The organism is Curtobacterium uvaldense (genome assembly GCF_028307415.1).
Lineage (GTDB): Bacteria > Actinomycetota > Actinomycetes > Actinomycetales > Microbacteriaceae > Curtobacterium.
On the sequence record NZ_JAQMHU010000008.1, the window covers coordinates 63493 to 80981 of the forward strand.

Sequence of the window (17489 nt, forward strand, 5' to 3'; positions counted from 1 at the left end):
GGCGGCGGCGGACCCGGCGTCGGGCCGATCCGTGGCCGCTCGTCGGCGCGCGTCCTGCGGTCCGTTCCGCGCTGTGGTGCGGGCCCTGCCCGCCGGGGTCTACCCCTGTCGTGCTCCGTCCTGCGCCGTGGCGAGGGCGGGCATCAGCTCGCTGACGTCCTGGTCCTGGTTCGACAGCACGACGATGTCGACCCGGCGGTTGAGGGTGTTGTCCGCGTCGCTGGCGCCCTTCGCGAGCGGGCGGCTCGACCCGAAGCCGACGCTCTGCACGTGGTCCGCCGGCATCCCGCCCCGTTCGACCAGGTCGCGGAGCACCCCGGTCGCACGTGCGGCGCTGAGCTCCCAGTTCGTCGCGTACGGGGCGGTCGAGTTCCGCTGGTCGGCGTGGCCCTCGACGCTGACGTCGTGTCCGCTGGTCTTCAGGACCGGCGCGATCGCGTCCATGATGCGGCGGGCCTGGTCGGACAGGTCGGCGCTGTTCGTCGCGAAGTAGGTCTCGCTCCCGACGAGCCGGACCGTCAGGCCGCGGTCGTCGACGGCGAACTGCACCTTCGACGACTCCCCCGCCTGCTCGAGGTTCCCCTGGATGGCCGCCTCGATCGCCTTGAGGTCGTCGAGTTCCCGCTGTGCCGCCGCGAGGTCGGCCTTCGAGGCGACCGGAGGCACGGCGGTCGACGCCGGGTCGACGTTCGTGTCGTCGGCGCCGGACGCGGCGGTCGAGTGGTCGGCGTCTGATTTGTCCGTCGCGTACCCCTTGCCGTCCTTCGTCACCTGGGACTTCGACACGATCGTGCCCGAGGCGGTGTCGACCTTGCCGGACTTCACCTCGCCGAACCCCGTCGCGAGCGAGTTCTTCAGCGCGATGTACTTCTCCTGGTCGACCGACGACATGGCGAAGAGCACGAGGAACATGCACATGAGCACCGTGATCATGTCCATGTACGACGCCATCCAGCGCTCGTCCGGGTGCTCGGCCTCGTCGTGGCCGCCCTTCTTCCGGCCGCGCCCGCGCCCGCGGGGGTTCGCGCTCACGGTCAGGCCGCCAGCTGCTGGTCGTCGGCGGTGGCCTTCGCGGTCTTCCCGTCCTTGCCGCCGGCACCGCGCGCTGCGGGCGGGACCATCGCGGTGAGGCGCTCACCGAGCAGTCGGGGTTGGCTGCCGGCCTGCACGGCGAGCAGGCCCTCCATCAGCAGGGTCTGCCGGTCGGCCTCGAGCTGCGCGAGCTTCCGGAGCTTGCCGCCGAAGGGCAGCCAGAGGAAGTTCGCGGTGAGCAGGCCCCAGAGCGTCGCGACGAACGCGCTCGCGATGAGCGGGCCGAGCTCGTCGGGCTTGCCGAGGTTCGCCAGCACGTGGGTCAGGGACACGACGGTGCCGATGATGCCGACGGTCGGGGCGAAGCCGCCCAGGCCCATGAAGAACGCGCTGGCGCTCCGCATCGGTGCGGCGTTCGACTCGATCTCGTCCTCGAGCAGGATCCGGAGCTCGTCGCCGTCGGTGCCGTCCGCGATGTTCTGCAGGGCCTTCTTCATGAACGGGTCGTCGTGCTTGTCGGCCTCCTGCTCGAGCGCGAGCAGGCCGTTGGCGCGGGCCGTCTCGGCCAAGCCGACCACGTCGTCGATGACCGTCTGCGGTGGGGTGACCTTGCCGGTGAACGCCTTCGGGACGGTCTTGAACGCGGCGAGGGCGTCCTTCATGGTGGTGCTCGCGACGCCGCAGCCGATGGTGGCGACGAAGACGAGGAGCATCGGCGCGGGCAGGAAGAGTCCCGCCATCTCGACGTGCTCCATCTGCGCCATCCCGAACAGGGCGCCGAAGGCGAGCAGGATGCCGACGATCGTTGCGATGTCCACGGTCAGCGCCCCCCGTCCTGGCTCCGGACGGCGTCGCGTCGTCCGTTGGTGACGAGCGGCGCGACGGGCGCGAGGACCGGCTGCGGTCCGGTCGCGTCCACCGCGGTGTCGGTGCCGTAGGCCATGCCGACGATCCGCGCGCGGTAGGCGGCGACGAGGCCGATGACGTCGGCCATGGATTCGCGCACGATGTACTTGGCGCCGTCGACCATGATGAGCGTCGTGTCCGGCGTCTCCTGGATGCGCTCCACGAGGTCGGGGTTGACAGCGAATGCGCTGCCGTTGAGTCGTGTGACGACGATCATGGCCCGTCCTGGTTCTCGATCGTCCCGCCGCCGTCCGTGGGGCGGGATGCAGACCCGTCCGTGGGTGTGCACCGGTCGTTATCGGCGACGGTCGCACCCCCGTTAGCCTGGCGTGGTGACCATCGTCGAGGACCTGCTCGCCGGGCCGCGGGGGCGGCGCCTCTGCTGGGAGGTCGTGCTCGGTACCGTCGGCGACCAGCCGGACGACGACACGCTCTTCTGGGCGTCCTACTGGACCTCCGTCCACCGCGGTGACGGCGTCTCGCTGTTCGGACCCGGAGCGTCCGAGCCGCGTCCGGCTCCGTCGGACGACGACGTGGTCACCGCCGTCGAGGCCCTGTTCGACGCTGCCGACCCCGCGTCGGCCACGCTCGACCAGGTGCTCGCGGCCCTCGGTCGCGCAGCGGAGTCGGCGATGTGGTGGCAGGAGCCGGACGCCGAGGACGTCCTGCTCGGGACCGTCGTCCCGCGGTCGCTGCACGAGCGGATCGCCGCGGCGGTCGCGGCTGCCCCCGGCGTGCAGGCACTGTTCGCCACGGCTCCGGTTCCGGCTCGATGGACCGTCATCCCGGACACGTCCGGGTACGGCGGCGCCGTTCGCCCTGCCGCAGCAGTGCTCGCCGAGTGGCGGCGCGAGCTGCTGGACGAACGCTCCCACGACCTGGGCGACCCGGTCACCGCGCCGATCAGCGGGACGTGGTGGACGACCCCTCCCAGCGGGCTCCTCGACACCACCACCGAACGCGACGGCCGCGGGCCACTCGGGTTGTGGGCGGTCGAGGACCACACCGGGTGGGAGCGCGCGGCGGTCGCCCCTGCAGCGGTCGATCCGTCCGCGCGCATCGTGGTGGTCGACGACGCCGAGGACTGGGCCGCACTCTGCCGTGCGGCACCGATCGACGTCACGGCCACGACCCGTCGCCACGACTGGTACCGGGCGACCGGTCGCGACGGCGCCTGGGTGGTGCCGGACTGGGCCGCGATCGCCGAGCGGTACGACGCGGTGCACCTGACCCTGCGGGGGTGGCTGCGCGCCTCCGGAACCGCGATCCCGGTCGACGCGGACTCGGCCGACGGCACCGCGGACTCCGCCGACGGCACCCTGGGCTCGGCAGAGGGCGTCCTGCACTCGGCTGACGGCACCCCGGCGAGCGTCATCGCCGGGTGGACCCCCGACACGACGGTCTGGCTGCGCGACCCCCGACCCGCGCTCGGCCCCTCGACGATGTGGCGGTGGAGCGGCGAAGACCGCGGCTGGTTGCCGGCCTGAACTCTCATGGACGAGTTATTCCCGATCCGATCCTGGATGATCGCCGGGCGATGTCCCCTGTTTTATCTCATGAGCGTGTTACCGTGGCGACCATGTCCGACACCACCACCGTCGTCACGCCCGCCGAGCCGACCGGCACCGCGCCCGCCGCTCCGCTGCGCGAGGTCGGCGCCCTCATCCGGGGCGCCCGCAAGGGCCGCAGCATGACCCAGACCCAGCTCGCCGAACGCGTCGGCACGAGCCAGAGCGCGATCAACCGCATCGAGCAGGGCGGACAGAACCTGTCGCTCGAGATGCTCACACGCATCAGCGACGCGCTCGACCAGCAGATCGTCTCGATCGGCGGCGCCCCGCAGCGCGCCCACCTCCGGGTGCAGGGCGGTCGGAAGCTCAGCGGCTCCATCGCCGTGAACTCGAGCAAGAACGCCGCCGTCGCACTGCTCTGCGCGTCGCTGCTCAACCGCGGGGTCACCCGGCTGCACAAGGTGGCCCGCATCGTCGAGGTCGACCGCATCATCGACGTGCTCCGCAGCCTCGGGGCCACCGTCACGTGGTCGGAGGACGGCGAGGTCCTCGAGATCGTCGCCCCGTCGGACCTGCGACTGGACGCGATCGACGCCGACGCCGCCCGGCGCACCCGGAGCGTGCTCATGTTCCTCGGCCCGCTCAGCGGTCGCTACGGCTCGTTCCGTCTGCCCTACGCCGGCGGCTGCGACCTCGGCACCCGCACGGTCGAGCCGCACCTCATCGCCCTGCGGCCGTTCGGCGTCGACGTCGAGGCGACCTCCGGCTGGTACGAGGTCGACGTGGCGAACACCGAGGTGCCGACGAAGTCGGTCGTGCTGACCGAGCGCGGTGACACCGTCACGGAGAACGCGATCCTCGCCGCGGCCGCCCGCGACGGCGTCACCACGATCCGCAACGCCAGCCCCAACTACATGGTGCAGGACCTCTGCTTCTTCCTCGAACTGCTCGGCGTGCAGGTCGAGGGCATCGGTTCGACGACGCTCCGCATCACCGGGAAGAGCCGTATCGACGAGGTCGTGGACTACTGGCCGAGCGAGGACCCGGTCGAGGCGATGAGCCTCCTGACCGCGGGGATCGTCACCGCGTCCACCCTCACGGTGACCCGAGCGCCGATCGAGTTCCTCGAGATCGAGCTCGCGACCCTCGCCGAGATGGGGCTGCGGTTCGACGTCAGCGAGGAGTACGCCGCCGCCAACGGTCGCACGCGCCTGGTCGACATCACGGTGCACCCGTCCGAGCTGCACGCCCCGATCGACAAGATCCACGCGATGCCGTTCCCGGGCCTCAACATCGACAACCTGCCGTTCTTCGTCGTCATCGCGGCGATGGCCGAGGGCACCACGCTCGTGCACGACTGGGTGTACGAGGGCCGGGCGATCCACCTGCTCGACCTCACCCGCCTCGGCGCGAGCGTCACCCTGCGCGACCCGCACCGCCTCGACGTGACCGGCCCGACGCACTTCTCCGGCGCCGAGGTCAGCTGCCCGCCCGCCCTGCGGCCCGCGGTCGTCATCCTGCTGGCGATGCTCGCCGCGAAGGGCGAGAGCGTCCTGCGCAACGTCGGCATCATCGCCCGCGGCTACGAGCAGCTGCAGGAGCGCCTCAACTCGCTCGGCGCGTCCATCGAGACGTTCCACGACTGACCCTCAGCACCGCCCGGGCGACCTCTCCGGTCACCGCACCCGACGGCCCGTCCCCGCAAGTGGGGACGGGCCGTCACCCGTTCCGGAGAACGCACCGGTGCCTCCGACGCGTCTGCCAGACGGGACGGATGCGCGATCCAGCCGACAGGTGCTGCATGGGGACATGGCCACGAGATCGCTCCTGACCGTCCCCCTCGTCCTCACCGTGGCGGCCGCCGCCGCCGCGTGGGTCACCCTCGGCCCGGCAGCCGCCCTGGCCTTCGCCGCACTCGCCCTGCTCGAGATCGCGATGGCCGCGGACTCGTCGGTCCCGATGGCGGGCATCGCCGGTCGGCTGCACTCCCCCGCACGACGGCTCTTCCTGTCGCTCGGCATCGTCGCCGGAGTGCTCGCGATGCGCCTGCTCCTGCCACCCGCGGCCGTCGCCGTCGGCGGAGGGGCGGACCCCGCGTCCGCCGTCGACGAAGCCGTCTTCGCCCCCGGGTCCTTCTCGGCGCACCTCGCCGAGGTCCGTCCCGCACTGGCTGCCTTCGGCGCGGCCTTCATCTGGTTGGTCTTCGCCGAGTACCTGTTCAACACCGACCGCCTGTCACGGCGGTCCTGGCTGGGCGGTCTGGAGGCACGGCTCGCCCGGGTCGCGCGGCCGCGCGTCTGGTCCGTGGTCACCGCTGCGGCCGGCGTGCTCGTCACGACCGTCCTGGTCGGACGCCACGACGCGTGGGCCCCTGACACGGTGCTGCCGGTCGCCGTCTGCGGCGCGGCCGGCGTCGGCGCGTACCTCGTGTCGAAGCGGATCGCCCGGTGGGCGCTGCGGGGCGTGGACGGCACGGACACCGGAGCGGTCGGGACGAGCGGCGCGTGGCGGGTCCACGCCTACGCCTCGACGGTGGTCTTCGAACGCGGGCTCGTCGTCTTCATGCTGTTCGAGATCCTCGACGGCGTGTACAGCCTGTCGGGGTCGGGCGTGCTCGGCGTGGACGGACTCGGTGCGCTCGAGCAGGCCGCACTCGCGGTCGCAGCCATCGCCGTCGGCGCGGTGTTCCTCGCCCGGACGACGTCGCGCCTGGACCAGGCGGCGACGCTCAAGCGCCTCCGGTACCTGAAGGCCGGGGCCGCGTACGTCCTCGGGGTCCTCGCGGTGCTGCTCTGGACGAGCCTGCTCGTGCCGGTCCCCGGGGTGGTCGTCGCCTGGTTCGGCACCGTCGTCATCGGTCTCGCGCTGGCCAGCTCGCTGCCGTGGCGGGCATGGGCGCGACGGTTCCGGCGGCGGACCCTGGCGGGCTGACGCGATCGCGGTCCGTGCCGCCCCTCGCCGTTCAGGGGATCGGCACCGGCTCCCAGGAGACGAAGAGCTGCATCCGGAACGTCGGCGTCGTGTCCGACGGACGGAACCGCGAGCTGAGCGCCGCGGACATCCCGTCCGGCACGGGCACGTCGGTGCTCGCGCCCAGCCGCCCGCTCGTCTCCGTCCCGTCGATCGAGGGGACCGACTCGACCTTCTCCTGCAGCTCGTCCGCTCCGTTCGTCGGGAGGTCGGCCGACTCGAGCGCGTCCCGGTAGGCCGCGACCCCTGCGGCCGCACCGGAGGTCGTCGGTCCCTCGACCTGCAGGACGAACGACCGACCTGCCGGGGTGATGACCTCGCCGGAGGAGTCGGTGAGCCCGTCCGGGTAGTCGTCGACGGTGACGATCACCTCGCCGACCGGCAGGTCGACGACCCGGTCGCCCGGGAGGACGAAGCGTGCCGGTCGATCATCGGTGGAGCTGTAGGCGGCGACCGCGTTCCGGACCGGCGACTCGCCGTCGGTGTCGACGCCGAACGCCTCGACGCTCGGCGTGCCGGTGAGGTCCCAGACCTCCACGCCGTCCTCGAGGCGCATGGCGGTCGGGGTGGGGCCGTTGTGCTGCACGTCGGTCTCGCTTCGGTCGGGATGGGTGGAGGGGTCGGACTGGGCCCCCGGTGGCGGGCCGGCGCAGCCCGACAGCAGGGCGACGACCGCAGTGGCGACGACCGCTGCCGCGATCCCTGGGCGACGAGCGTTCAGTGCCATGCGAGCTCCGAGTCGTGGAGGTTGTCGAGGAGTTCCGGGATGCGGTTGTCGAGCCGACGTTGCTGGATCCGATCGGGGACCGACCCACCCACGAGTTCGCGGGCACGGTCGGGGTCGTCCTGGACGAGCTGCTGCCACGCGGGCAGCGTGTCGCCCTCGATGTAGTCCCACCGGGTATCGAACTCCGAGATGTTCCCCTGGGGGATGTACCAGTGGTCCACCCAGCCCTGTGTGCCGGGGCTGAAGGGGTTCACGTCGACCGGTACGTCGATGCCGCCCTCGAACTGGCCGAGCGTCTTGGTTCCGGGGATGGACGCGTCGCCGACGATCCCCAACATCGTCGTGAGGGCCTCACCGGTCGGCTCTCGGTCGTGCATCTGCTGGTAGGCGCCCTGGATGGTGTCGCGCTGCTCGCGGAGCAGCAGGGTCTCGTTGCCCTGTGCGATGCGGTCCTGGTCCCCCGTGCGCCTGCCGGCGTCGATGTCCTGCCAGGCGGAGTACGTCTGCCGCTCCGACAGCGCGGCGTCGACCGGGTCGTCGTTCGCACCGCGGAGGAGCCCCGCGGCACGGAGCTCGTCGATGCTCGTCATGCCGCCGTCGAGGTAGGCCTCGTGCATCGTCGAAGCGTCCAGGAAGATGTCCTTCTGCATGCCGAGGAACGTGCGTTCGTAGAAGGCGATCTCGTCGTCGCCCATCCCGGCCAGCTGGTCGATGAGCGGTCGGATCGACGGAGGCGCCAGCGGACGTGCCGTCTGGATGTGGTCGCGGAACGAGTGCAGGTCGAGGAAGCCCGCCGCGAAGTCCGGGCCGACCATGTTCGCCATGCCGGCCCACGTGAAGGCGGGATCGTCGAGGTACAGGCTCGCGTAGTACTCGTACGAGCCGGCGACCTGCGGCATCAGTGCCGGAGCTCCACGGTCCAGCTGCCACGTCGCCATGTCGATGCCGACCTTCTCGGCCGCACGGGTCACGTACATGCGTTGCAGCACGTCGGCGTACCGGGTCGGCGGCAGGTCGGCGGCGCGGGCCGCTCCGACGATCGCCGACAGCACCGTCGACGACGTCCCCCACGCGGGTGGATCCGCGACGAGCCGGTCGAGGACGTCCGGGTTCGCCGCCAGCCATGCCGCTCCGACCTCCGGATCCATGTGCGACAGGACCTCGAGGGGGTCGACACCCTCGGCGGAGAGGGCGGCGGCGACGACGAGGTCGAGGACCCGGTCGGTGAGGGTGCCGTTGCCCGCCTGCTCGAAGGCGCCAGCGACGTGCTCGATCCATCCTGCGTCCGCGTCGTTCTCGTCCACGAGGCGCCGAGCGCCGTCGACGAACCCCGGGCCGCCGGTCGGCACCCACGAACACGAGGCAACGAAGCGCGACCACGCGGTCCCGACCCGGTCCACCTCGGCGCGGAGCGCGGTGTCGGCCGCTCGGGCGTGCGTCACGAAGCTCCGGAGGTCGGTCGGGTCGGCGCTGCTCGTCGCGGATCCGGAGCCGGTCGAGGTCCTGATGCGCTGCGTGGGCGAGAACGCGACGGCGACCGTCGGGGGCTGCACGGGCGGCGCGGTCGGCCGCGGGTCGAAGAGCCCCTCCACCCCCGAGGCGATCCACTGCACCGCGTCGTCGTCCCGTCGTTCAGCGCGGTCCGCCTCACGCGCGTCCCAGGCCGCGACGTCGGCGAGCCGAGCGCGCTCCTCGGCGGCCAGCTGCGTGGCGAGCCGGACCTGCCGCGCCAGGTCGTCGAGCACCGACGCCAAGCGGGCTCGATCCTGGGCCTCGGTCGCGCACGCCTGTTGGAAGAGGCGTGCGTACGCGCCCCGGAACTCCTGCGACGCCGACTCTGCCGAGCCGCGTCTCCCTGCCCCCTGCTCAGCGAGGACCCGGTCTGCGTGTGATGCTGCCGTCACGAGTCCCTGCGCGGCGCCGTCGTCGAACTGTACCCCCATACAGGTGGAGCATAGCCGCCCTCCACCATCCGTGCCGGACCGATCGGGAAGGACGTGCAGCACGTTCGGCGTTGACTGACGCGTCGCAACGAATCCTGAGGAGACACGTGCTCGGTCCAGAACTGGTGGTGGCCCTCGGGCTCGCCATCGCCGTGACGGCTGCCGTCGCGGACCGCATCAGGATCGCGCCGCCCGTGCTCCTGCTCGTCATCGGCGCGCTGCTCGCCTTCGTCCCCACCTTCGGTCGGGTCGAACTGCCCGCCGAGGCCGTGCTGCTGCTGTTCCTCCCCGCACTGCTCTACTGGGAGAGCCTCACCACGTCGCTCCGGGAGATCCGCAAGAACCTGCGCGGCATCGTGTTGATGGGCACGCTGCTCGTCGTCGTGACCGCCGGCGTCGTGGCGACGCTCCTGCACCTGCTGGGCATGCCCTGGGGGCCGGCCTGGGTGCTCGGCGCAGCGGTTGCCCCGACCGACGCCACGGCCGTGGGTGTGCTCACGAAGATGCTGCCCCGCCGGAACGTCACGGTCCTCCGCGCGGAGAGCCTGGTGAACGACGGCACCACCCTGGTCGTGTACGGCATCGCGGTCGCCGTGACCGTCGGGACGCAGGAGCTCACGTTCTGGAACGTCTCCGGCATGCTCGTCCTGTCGTACGTCGGCGGGGTCGCGGCCGGACTCCTCGCCGCGTGGCTCGGCTCGCTCGTGCTCCGACGGGTCGACACGGTCGTGCTCGAGAACCTCGTCACGCTGCTCGTGCCGTTCGCGGCGTTCCTCGGCGCCGAGGCCGTCGGCGCGTCCGGGGTGCTCGCCGTCGTCGCCGCGGGCATCGTCGTGAGCCAGGTCGCTCCGAAGCTCGACCGGGCGGAGACCCGCCAGCAGGTCCGCGCCTTCTGGTCGTTCCTCACGTACCTGCTCAACGGTGCGCTGTTCGTGCTCGTCGGCATCGAGGCGATGGTCGCTGCCCGTGCCCTCGCCGCCCGTGAGCTGTGGAGCGGCGTCGGTCTCGTGCTCGCGGTCTCCGTCGTGCTCGTGCTCGTGCGGTTCGCCTTCGAGGGCACGATCGGAGGAACCGTCTGGCTCGTCACCCGGCGGTTCGGCGGCGAGCCGCGGGAGGGTCGACGCGACCGACTGGTGAGCGGCTTCGCCGGGTTCCGCGGTGCGGTCTCCCTGGCGATGGCGGTGGCGGTGCCGCGCACGCTCGAGTCCGGGGGCGCCTTCCCCGACCGCGACCTCATCGTGTTCGTCACCGCCGGCGTCGTCGTCGTGACCATCGTCGGCCAGGCACTCGTGCTCCCCGCCGTCCTGCGGCGCGCGGCGCTCCCCGAGGACGAGTCCGTCGGCGAGGAACGCCGCTACGCCGAGCGCACGGCGGTCGAGGAAGCGCTCGACGCGCTCCCCCGCCTGGCGCGCAGGGCAGGTGCCGACCGGGCGACGATCGACCGCGTCCGACGCGACCTGGAGGCCCACCTCGACATGATCCAGGCTCGGGAGGAGGACGACGAGGACCACCCGACGCTGCAGCGGCACGACGCGACGGTCGCGCTCGAGCTCGCCCTGGTCCGGCACAAGGCCGCCACCCTGCTGCGGCTGCGGGACGACGACGAGATCGACGACCTGGTGCTCCGGCAGGTGCGCGCGGGCTACGACGCCGAGGAGGCGCGGCTCGAGGGATCGACGCCGAGCTGAGCCCGCCCCATGGGCGGTTGCTCGAGCGGCCCCGCCACGGGCACAGCGCCCGGCCCGAGCGCTGACGACACCCAGGGAGCCGCACCGGGCGTCGCCCAGACGAGGCCGTCGGCAGTGAAGGCGAGCACGTCGACGTCTCCGTCGGCGGTCAGTCGCCGGAGGTCGTCCTCGTCCCCGGCGACGACGGCCGTCGCGAGGACGTCCGCCGTCAGGACGTCGTCGGCGACGACGGTCGCCTGCACGAACACGGGCGCGCTCCGCCGCCAGATGTGCTCCCCGCGCTCCGCGGTTCCCGAGGTCGCGACCGCACGTCGGCTGCCGCCGAGCCGCACGACCCCGACGACGGTGTCCCGACGTCCGGGATCGACGACACCGACCGACCACGGCTCGTCGGGTCGGTGGGTGCCGCGGACGAGTACGTCGCCGCCGGCGCTGAGCATCCAGGCGTCCGTGCCGGTGTCGAGGACCTCCCCGGCGTCACGGATCGCGAGTGCTTTGACGACGCCGGACAGGTCGATCACCCCGTCCGGGCGGTGGGGCGTGAAGGCACCACCGGTCCGGTCCCGCCACGACAGGGCGAGCGCGTAGACGTCCCGGACCGCGGTCGGCGCATCGGACAGCCGGAGCGACCCGGCGGCGATGCGGCTCAGCACCGAAGCGGGGTCCCAGAGGCTGTAGCGGTGGTCGTACCCGGCGAACACGGCGCGGACCGCGGACGCGGCCTCCGGAGTGGCACCGCGGAGGCTCACGACGGTCCCCATCGTCTCGAACGTCAGGACGCTCACAGGCCGGCCTGGTCGATCGCGGACTGCAACGACGTGGTGTAGCCCCCGCTCGTGAACGTCGCGCCGCTCACCGCCTGGATCTGCGCCGACTGGGTCTGCAGGGCCTCCTGCCGGAGGATCGGGGCGGCCTGCTGGCTGATCGCGACGGAGCGGCCGTCCCGGTCGGTCAGGTGCAGGGGGGTCACGTCGGTGATCTTCCCGTCGGCGACGGTGATCTGCACCTGGACCTCGCCGTACTGCGTCTGCGCCGCGGCACCGGTGAAGGTCCCGGAGTCGGACGCGCCGGACGAGCCGGATGCAGACGAGCCGGACGCCGACGAGCCGGTGCCGGACGGTCCCGGCGACGCCGACGAGCCGGAGGTCCCGCCCGAGCCGGCGCTGCCGGACGACCCGCTCCCCGACGTCGTGCCCTGCGCCGGTGTCGTCACGGCCGGCTGTCCGCCGAGCTGCCACCCGATGGCGAGCACCGCCACCGAGGACGGGACGCCGCCGACGACCACCCGGGCCCTCACGACCCGAACCGTTCCTGGTGGATCTGGTGCTCCGGGACGCCGGCGAGCCGGGCCTCCCGCACCACCAGGTCGGACCACGCCTGCGGCCCGCAGACGTAGAGGTCGGACTCGAGCAACCGCGGGAACACCGACCGCAGGCTGACCCCACGACGGAGGTCGTCCTCCGTCATCCAGCTCTCCTGCGACCTCGCGCGGTGCCCGACCACGGCGAAGAGGGTGCTCCCGGTCGCCGCAGCGAGCTCCGCGGTCTCCTGCCACAGGTACTGCTGCTCGGCGTCGGTCCCCCGCAGGAGCACCGTGGCCTCGCCGGGACGCAGGTCGGTGTCCTCGAGCAGCGCGCGGACCGGCGTGATCCCGATGCCCGATGCGACGAGGGCGAGGTACGGGGCCGTGCGGGCCCGGGTCGTGAACAGGCCGTAGGGGCCCTCAAGGGACACCGCGGTACCCGGCCGGATCCGCCCGAGGCGCGCGGACCCCGCTCCGAGGTCGCGCACGGTGATCCGGGCACGCTCTCGTCCGGGCACGGCCGAGAACGACACCGGGTGGGCGTGCCACCAGGTCCGCGCGGACCAGAACCGCCAGACGCCGTACTGGCCGCCGCGGGCACCCAGCCGGTCGAGGTCGCGGCCCGCCAGGTGGATCGACACGACTCCGGGAGCGATCGGCTCCACCGCCACCACCCGGATGCGGTGCCGCAGGCTCACGACCACCGGTCGGACGAAGCGGTGGACGACGACGAGACCGAGCGCGACGGCGTACGCGGCGATCCAGTACACCCGCTGCCAGGTGCCCTGCCCGAGCACGCTGCCGACGCTGAGCATGTGCGGCAACGCGACGAGGACGGCGGCGTAGCTGAGCAGGTGGACGACGTGCCACGCCTCGTACGGCAGTCGACGCCGGACCGCGACGAGGGACGACACCACGACCGCGACGAACAGCCCCAGGGCGAGGTACGCGAGCGGCATGTCCGGCGTGGAGAAGAGCGAGACGGTCTCGGCGATCGGGCCGGTACCCGACGACGCGCCGTAGCCCAGCGTCAGCAGCACGCCGTGTGCCAGCAGCAGGTACAGCACGGGCTCGCCGAGCGACCGGTGCACCGCGATCGCCTTGTCCTGGCCGAACACGCGGTCGATCAGCGGCACGCGCGCGGCGAGCACGAGCATCACGAGCACCAGGTCGGTCGCGACCAGACCGGCGACGATCCCGGCGTCGGTGAGCACGCCGCCGACGCCCGAGACCGAGTGCGATCCCGGCGAGGCCAGCCAGAGCGCGACGGCGACGGCGGCGGACGCCCACGCGAGGACACCGAGCAGGTCGGTGACCGCAGCACGGCCGCGACCGGATCGGCGACGGCGCCGGGCGGCGACCTCGAGGGGCTCCGCGGGCGGTGCCGGGAAGTGCCGCGGCGGAGCCGCCGCGGCACGTCGGGTGGGGCGAGCGGTGTCGATCATCGTCTCGTTCCTCTCCAGCAGGTGATCGGGTGACGTTCAGCATCGATACCGGTCCCATGAAGCAGCCCGGAACGACGGCCCTGCTTCGTTCGAGACCTCGAACGAAGCAGGGCCGTCCCCGGGCCTCAGCGCGCGGGCAGTCGCACCACCGCGACGGCGCCGCCGCCGGGTGCGTTCGCAAGCGTGGCCTCCCCGCCCGCCCGCTCGGCGAGCCCTCGGACGAGCGCCAGGCCCAGTCCGCTGCCACCGAGGACGGCCCGCCGTGCGTCGTCGGCACGGGTGAAGCGGTCGAACGCACGCGGGAGGAAGTCCTCCGGCACACCGGGACCGTCGTCACGGACGACCAGCTGCAGTGCGCGGTCCTCCTGCCGGACCAACGTGATGCCGACCTCGACGTCCGGAGCGCCCGCGGCGATCGCGTTCGCGACGAGGTTGTCGACGACCCGTCCGAACGCCGCGGGGGTGATGCCGTACCGTTCGGCACCGTCGGGCACGTCCACGGTGAAGTCGACCCCGCTGGTCCCCCCGAGCGCCCGAGCCCGGTCGACACTGCCCATCAGCTCCGTCACGAGCTCCGCTGCGGTGGTCGACGGCGTGGCCTGCGTCTCGTCGAGCCGGCTCAGCTCGAGCATGGTGTCGGCGAGTGCGGTGAGACGCGCGGCGTCGGACTCGGCGGCCGCCAGCTCCCGCTCGAGCGCGGCGGCGTCACCGGACGACCGGTGCGCGAGCTCGAGTCGTGCCGTCAGTGCCGCGAGCGGCGTCCGGAGTTCGTGGCTGGCGTCGGACACCATCCGTCGTTCGCGGACCGCGTTCTCGCGTTGCCGGTCGATGAAGGCGTTGAGGGTCCTCGCGAGGTCGGCGAGCTCGTCCTCCGACGGGCCGACGGGCAGGTGCCCGGTCGCGTCCCCGCCGCTGAGCGCCTCGGCGGTCCGACGCATCCGCGCGACGGGTCGGAGCGCGACGGTCGAGAGCAGCCAGGCGGCGAGGCCCGATGCGACGAGCGCGAGCAGGGTCCCCACGACGAGCGAGCGGTCGACGCGTTCGACCGTCTCGTGCCCGGCACGGCCGTCCTGCGCAGCCCACACGACGAACCGTCCGTCGGCGCTCGCGACCGGTGTGCCGACGAGCGTCGCGCTGCGGTGCCCGTCGCCGAGCCGGAGCGTCGTGGTCGATCGTGGGACGCCGTCCGAGAGCGACCGGCGGAGGTCGTCCGGCAGCGTGTCGACGATCCACTCGCCGGTCGAGGAGCGGATCCCCACGAGGACGCCGTCGGCCGGTCGGTCGGGCGCCTCACCCGGGTTGTCCCGGAGGTCGGCGACGAACGGCGCCGCGTCGCCGACGGCGAGGGACCGGTCGGTCTCCAGCGTGGCCTGCCGCACCTCGGCGTGCAGCACGAGCGCGACCAGGGAGAGCACGACCGCGCCGACGAGCACGCTCCCGATCGTGATGCGCGCGCGGACGGACAGCCGCCGCATGAGCCTCACGGACGGGACACGACGTCGAGCGCGTAGCCGACGCCCCGCACGGTCCGGATGGCCACGTCGGCGCCCGAGGCGTGCAGCTTCTTCCGCACGTAGCTGACGTACTGGTCGACGATCGTGGGGTCGAAGTGCTCGGCGCTCCCCCACACCTCACGCAGCACCTCCGCCCGGGACCGGGTCTCCGGCGCCCCCTGCACCAGGTACCGCAACAGCGAGAACTCCTTCACGCTGAGGGGCAGGTCCCGGCCCGCCACGGTCGCCCGGACGGTCACGGTGTCGAGTCGGACGGCGCCGGCCTGCACGACGGTCACGGCACCGGCGGACCTGCGGCGGAGCTGCGCCCGGATCCGGGCGTTGAGCTCGGCGATCGCGAAGGGCTTCGTGAGGTAGTCGTCCGCGCCGGCGTCGAGCCCGAAGACCCGGTCGTCGACGGCATCCCGCGCGGTGACGAGGATCACCGGGAAGTCCTGGCCCGTCTCGCGCAACCGACGACACACCTCGAACCCGGTCATCTCGGGGAGCATGACGTCGATCGCCGCCGCGTCGAACGACCGCGCGGCCGCAGCCACGAGCGCGGCGACGCCGTCGGTGACCACCGTGACCGCGTGCCCCTCGCCGACCAGTCCACGCTCGACGAGCGCGCCCATCGCCGGGTCGTCCTCGACCACCAGGATCTCCGCCACGTGCACCTCCGTTGCGACGATCATGCACGACGGACGCCGTCAGGAGGTCGGGACCTGCCCTGCCCGGAGCATCGCGCGCTCGAGCAGTTCGAGGTCGATGCCGACGTGCCGACGTGCGAGCACCCCCGCGTCGACCGACCGCCCGGCGCAGACGGCGTCGACGAGCCCCTCGTGCTCGAGCAGGGCACGGTGCTCCATCTCGGCCATGCCCTCGGCGGTGCCCCAGAGGTGTGCGGGCGCCGCGATCGACACCTGCGACTCGAGGTCGGCGAGCGCCGCTGCGAGCACGGCGTTGCCGGCGGCGTCGATGATCGCTCGGTGCAGCACCGCGTCCGCCTGCTGCTTCTCGAGCCCGGACGCGGCGGCGCGGAAGTCCTCGAGCCGGGTGCGCAGCGTCGTCCGGCCGTCGTCGGTGATCCGCTCGGCCGCTGCGGTGGCGAGTGCGCCGTGCAGCAGGGCGATCGCGTCGGTGGTGTCGCGGATGCCGGCCCAGCGTGCGAGCAGCGTCCGGGCGACGGCGTCGGAGGACGAGTCCGGCCACTGCGAACGGACGAAGGTCCCGCCGCCCCGTCCTCGACGTGTCTCAAGCAGGCCGCGGTCGACCAGTCGAGCGAGGGCCGCGCGGACGGTGACGCGTCCGACACCGAGGAGCACGGCGAGTTCACGCTCGGGCGGCAGCCGGGAGGCGGGCAGGTACTCCCCGACGGCCACGGCGGTGACGAGCCGGTCCTCGACCTCGTCGACACGGGTCTCCATCGCGCGATCTGGCACTCGGCCCCCTCCTTGCGTTTCGTCCACGTTAAAGGACGAGAAAAGGTATTGCAGAGAACCTTTGCCCGGTCCATGCTGTGCGTCATGTCCCGCATCACCGAAGGCACGATGCCGTTCCAGGACGGCGAGACCTGGTACCGCGTCACCGAACCCGACGCCCCGACCCCCGGTGCGCTCCCGCTCGTGGTCCTGCACGGCGGCCCCGGCATGGCGCACGACTACCTCCGGAACCTCGCGGCACTGGCCGACGAGACCGGTCGCACCGTCGTGCACCACGACCAGTTCGGCTGCGGCCGCAGCTCCCACCGACCCGACGCCCCGACGGAGTACTGGACCCCGCAGCTCTTCGTGGACGAGTACGCGGCCCTCGTGGACCACCTCGGTCTCGGCGACCACCACGTGCTCGGCCAGTCGTGGGGCGGCATGCTCGGCTCCGAGATCGCGGTCCGGCAGCCGGAGGGGCTCCGCTCCCTGGCCGTCTGCAACTCCCCCGCGTCGATGCAGCTCTGGGTCGAGGGCGCCGCCGAGCTCCGCGCGCAGCTGCCCGAGGACGTGCAGGACGCCCTCACGCGGCACGAGCAGGCCGGCACCGTCGACGACCCCGAGTACCTCGCTGCCACGCAGGTGTTCTACGAGCGCCACGTGTGCCGCGTCGTCCCCATGCCACAGGACTTCGTCGACTCCGAGACCCAGATGGAGCAGGAGCCGACGGTGTACCACACCATGAACGGGCCGAACGAGTTCCACGTCGTCGGCACGATGCGCGACTGGACCGTCGTCGACCGGCTCGACCGTGTGGTCACCCCGACCCTCGTCGTCGCCGGTGAGCACGACGAGGCGACGCCCGCCACGTGGCAGCCCTTCGTCGAGCGCATCGCCGACGTCCGCCAACACGTCTTCCCCGGTGCGAGCCACTGCTCGCACTTGGAGCAGCCCGAGGAGTTCCGCCGCGTGGTCGCGGCGTTCCTCGCCGAGCACGACGACCAGCCCACCGGCTGAGGCGACCAGCCAGCCGGCCGGGAGGCGCGC

General features: G+C 72.6%; 16 protein-coding genes. 5 read left to right on the forward strand and 11 right to left on the reverse strand.

Going from position 1 to position 17489, the window contains the following annotated elements; genetic code table 11:
* Positions 1 to 99: 99 nt before the first annotated feature.
* The 3 genes from PIJ49_RS06770 to PIJ49_RS06780 are packed head-to-tail and all read right to left on the reverse strand — an operon-like array spanning position 100 to position 2155.
* A complete protein-coding gene (locus PIJ49_RS06770) occupies positions 100 to 1032 on the reverse strand; it encodes an OmpA/MotB family protein (protein ID WP_066654186.1) in 933 nt (310 codons plus the stop codon).
* Positions 1033 to 1034: 2 nt separating this feature from the next.
* A complete protein-coding gene (locus PIJ49_RS06775; protein WP_066654185.1) occupies positions 1035 to 1850 on the reverse strand; it encodes a motility protein A in 816 nt (271 codons plus the stop codon).
* A 2-nt stretch (positions 1851 to 1852) separates the two neighbouring features.
* Complete coding sequence (locus tag PIJ49_RS06780; protein ID WP_066654183.1) at positions 1853 to 2155, reverse strand: flagellar FlbD family protein; 303 nt, start codon at positions 2153 to 2155, stop codon at positions 1853 to 1855.
* A gap of 115 nt (positions 2156 to 2270) precedes the next feature.
* On the opposite strand from PIJ49_RS06780, the gene PIJ49_RS06785 reads away from it, so the two are divergent.
* The 3 genes from PIJ49_RS06785 (at position 2271) to PIJ49_RS06795 (ending at position 6380) form a co-directional block, all read left to right on the forward strand.
* A complete protein-coding gene (locus PIJ49_RS06785) occupies positions 2271 to 3425 on the forward strand; it encodes a hypothetical protein (RefSeq protein ID WP_271826154.1) in 1155 nt (384 codons plus the stop codon).
* A 92-nt stretch (positions 3426 to 3517) separates the two neighbouring features.
* Positions 3518 to 5095, forward strand: coding sequence for a helix-turn-helix domain-containing protein (locus PIJ49_RS06790; protein WP_235426588.1), 1578 nt, complete (start codon positions 3518 to 3520; stop codon positions 5093 to 5095).
* Positions 5096 to 5258: 163 nt separating this feature from the next.
* Entirely contained in the window at positions 5259 to 6380 is a 1122-nt protein-coding gene (locus tag PIJ49_RS06795; protein ID WP_251155450.1) for a DUF475 domain-containing protein, read from the forward strand.
* A 31-nt stretch (positions 6381 to 6411) separates the two neighbouring features.
* On the opposite strand, the gene PIJ49_RS06800 is transcribed toward PIJ49_RS06795, so the two are convergent.
* Positions 6412 to 7146 carry a hypothetical protein gene (locus PIJ49_RS06800; RefSeq protein WP_271826155.1) on the reverse strand — a complete coding sequence of 245 codons (735 nt, stop codon included), beginning with the start codon at positions 7144 to 7146 and terminating at the stop codon, positions 6412 to 6414.
* On the reverse strand, positions 7137 to 9089 hold the full coding sequence (locus PIJ49_RS06805; RefSeq protein ID WP_271826156.1) for a hypothetical protein: 1953 nt from the start codon (positions 9087 to 9089) through the stop codon (positions 7137 to 7139). Before PIJ49_RS06805 ends, PIJ49_RS06800 begins: the two co-directional genes overlap by 10 nt.
* 107 nt (positions 9090 to 9196) lie before the next feature.
* Between PIJ49_RS06805 and PIJ49_RS06810 the strand changes: the two genes are divergently transcribed.
* Positions 9197 to 10777, forward strand: coding sequence for a Na+/H+ antiporter (locus tag PIJ49_RS06810; RefSeq protein WP_271826157.1), 1581 nt, complete (start codon positions 9197 to 9199; stop codon positions 10775 to 10777).
* Here the strand turns inward: PIJ49_RS06810 and PIJ49_RS06815 are convergent.
* The 6 genes from PIJ49_RS06815 to PIJ49_RS06840 form a co-directional block, all read right to left on the reverse strand.
* On the reverse strand, positions 10732 to 11562 hold the full coding sequence (locus tag PIJ49_RS06815) for an FAD:protein FMN transferase (protein ID WP_271826158.1): 831 nt from the start codon (positions 11560 to 11562) through the stop codon (positions 10732 to 10734). The two genes, PIJ49_RS06810 and PIJ49_RS06815, sit on opposite strands and share 46 nt — an antisense overlap.
* Complete coding sequence (locus PIJ49_RS06820) at positions 11559 to 12074, reverse strand: FMN-binding protein (RefSeq protein ID WP_271826160.1); 516 nt, start codon at positions 12072 to 12074, stop codon at positions 11559 to 11561. Before PIJ49_RS06820 ends, PIJ49_RS06815 begins: the two co-directional genes overlap by 4 nt.
* The gene (locus tag PIJ49_RS06825; protein ID WP_271826161.1) at positions 12071 to 13525 is read right to left on the reverse strand and encodes a ferredoxin reductase family protein; all 1455 of its coding nucleotides are present in this window, start codon (positions 13523 to 13525) and stop codon (positions 12071 to 12073) included. The genes PIJ49_RS06820 and PIJ49_RS06825 overlap by 4 nt, the downstream gene beginning before the upstream one ends.
* 125 nt (positions 13526 to 13650) lie before the next feature.
* The gene (locus tag PIJ49_RS06830) at positions 13651 to 15000 is read right to left on the reverse strand and encodes a sensor histidine kinase (protein ID WP_271826190.1); all 1350 of its coding nucleotides are present in this window, start codon (positions 14998 to 15000) and stop codon (positions 13651 to 13653) included.
* A gap of 5 nt (positions 15001 to 15005) precedes the next feature.
* Complete coding sequence (locus tag PIJ49_RS06835; RefSeq protein ID WP_066654164.1) at positions 15006 to 15713, reverse strand: response regulator transcription factor; 708 nt, start codon at positions 15711 to 15713, stop codon at positions 15006 to 15008.
* 15 nt (positions 15714 to 15728) lie between these two features.
* Positions 15729 to 16460: a FadR/GntR family transcriptional regulator gene (locus PIJ49_RS06840; protein WP_271826163.1), complete on the reverse strand. Its 732-nt coding sequence runs from the start codon at positions 16458 to 16460 to the stop codon at positions 15729 to 15731.
* A gap of 84 nt (positions 16461 to 16544) precedes the next feature.
* On the opposite strand from PIJ49_RS06840, the gene PIJ49_RS06845 reads away from it, so the two are divergent.
* Complete coding sequence (locus PIJ49_RS06845; protein WP_271826164.1) at positions 16545 to 17459, forward strand: proline iminopeptidase-family hydrolase; 915 nt, start codon at positions 16545 to 16547, stop codon at positions 17457 to 17459.
* Positions 17460 to 17489: the final 30 nt, after the last annotated feature.

What these genes read in the sequence shown, in the direction of transcription:
- PIJ49_RS06845 (WP_271826164.1), top strand. Translation starts at nt 16,545, where the DNA reads ATGTCCCGCATCACCGAAGGCACGATGCCGTTCCAGGACGGCGAGACC.
- PIJ49_RS06825 (WP_271826161.1), bottom strand. Translation starts at nt 13,525, where the DNA reads ATGATCGACACCGCTCGCCCCACCCGACGTGCCGCGGCGGCTCCGCCG.
- PIJ49_RS06800 (WP_271826155.1), bottom strand. Translation starts at nt 7,146, where the DNA reads ATGGCACTGAACGCTCGTCGCCCAGGGATCGCGGCAGCGGTCGTCGCC.
- PIJ49_RS06780 (WP_066654183.1), bottom strand. Translation starts at nt 2,155, where the DNA reads ATGATCGTCGTCACACGACTCAACGGCAGCGCATTCGCTGTCAACCCC.
- PIJ49_RS06835 (WP_066654164.1), bottom strand. Translation starts at nt 15,713, where the DNA reads ATGATCGTCGCAACGGAGGTGCACGTGGCGGAGATCCTGGTGGTCGAG.
- PIJ49_RS06790 (WP_235426588.1), top strand. Translation starts at nt 3,518, where the DNA reads ATGTCCGACACCACCACCGTCGTCACGCCCGCCGAGCCGACCGGCACC.
- PIJ49_RS06805 (WP_271826156.1), bottom strand. Translation starts at nt 9,089, where the DNA reads ATGGGGGTACAGTTCGACGACGGCGCCGCGCAGGGACTCGTGACGGCA.
- PIJ49_RS06795 (WP_251155450.1), top strand. Translation starts at nt 5,259, where the DNA reads ATGGCCACGAGATCGCTCCTGACCGTCCCCCTCGTCCTCACCGTGGCG.
- PIJ49_RS06830 (WP_271826190.1), bottom strand. Translation starts at nt 15,000, where the DNA reads ATGCGGCGGCTGTCCGTCCGCGCGCGCATCACGATCGGGAGCGTGCTC.